Raw genomic sequence first — 883 nt, 5'->3', positions numbered from 1 at the left:
CTTAAATTGTCAAATTAAGTGCAACACAGTTTTATAAAAGATTTCATAAGGTGTTTTCCAATTCAAACATTTTTTGGGACGTGTATTTAATTTCGTTGCCCAACCTTGTATCTCTTCATCAGTTGCATCTGTCAAATCAACACCTTTCGGTGAGTACTCTCTAAGGAGTCCATTTGTATTCTCATTAGATCCTCTTTGCCAAGGGGCATGAGGATCTGGAAAATAAATTTGCGTATTATTTAATTCCTCAGTCAATCGGGCGTGTTGACTGAATTCTTTACCACGGTCAGGTGTAATGATTTTACAAAAATTAGAATCAATACCTTGTAGTAATTTAATCATTTGGTCAACTACCGGCTTAGAAGCTTTCTTCTCAGATTTACCGATTAGTAATAACCTAGATTTTCTATCAACTAGCGTTACTAAGCACGCTTTACCAGTTTGACCTGCAACTGTATCTGCTTCCCAATGACCAATCTCAGTTCGTTCATTAGCGCTATCTGGTCGTTCATGAATCGTATTGGAGATAGGGATCTTTCCTCTTCTCTCTACGTGATTTTTAGAATGGCGTGTTTTACCTCTGTGTCTTAATTTACGGATAGCGCCTCGATTACCGGTTGATAAACCAGGCTCATCGAAGTCGCCACGATAAATTGCACGATAGATAGTATTATAACTGATTTTATTTTTGGAATTTTCAAAGTTCAAACGACCAGAAATTTGTTCTGGAGACCATTGTTCGTTGAGAAATAGTCGTTTGACCAACTGGAAAATAGAGTCTTTATCTAGCGTGCGATGTCTGCCACATAGTTGTTTTCTACGTTTATACTCTCCGTGAGCAGTTGACGGTGAATAACTGCCATCCTTGTTTGAATTACGATGT

General features: G+C 37.8%; 1 protein-coding gene. It reads right to left on the bottom strand.

What is annotated here, in order from left to right:
- Positions 1-9: 9 nt before the first annotated feature.
- Positions 10-883: IS30 family transposase (locus tag FEZ33_RS12235; RefSeq protein ID WP_138405619.1), on the bottom strand; the 874-nt coding region annotated here is incomplete at its 5' end.

The sequence above is a fragment of the Ruoffia tabacinasalis genome, from assembly GCF_005864045.1.
Lineage (GTDB): Bacteria > Bacillota > Bacilli > Lactobacillales > Aerococcaceae > Ruoffia > Ruoffia tabacinasalis.
The sequence above is the reverse complement of the archived record's forward strand: the minus strand, read 5'-3'. Positions and strand labels throughout refer to the sequence as shown.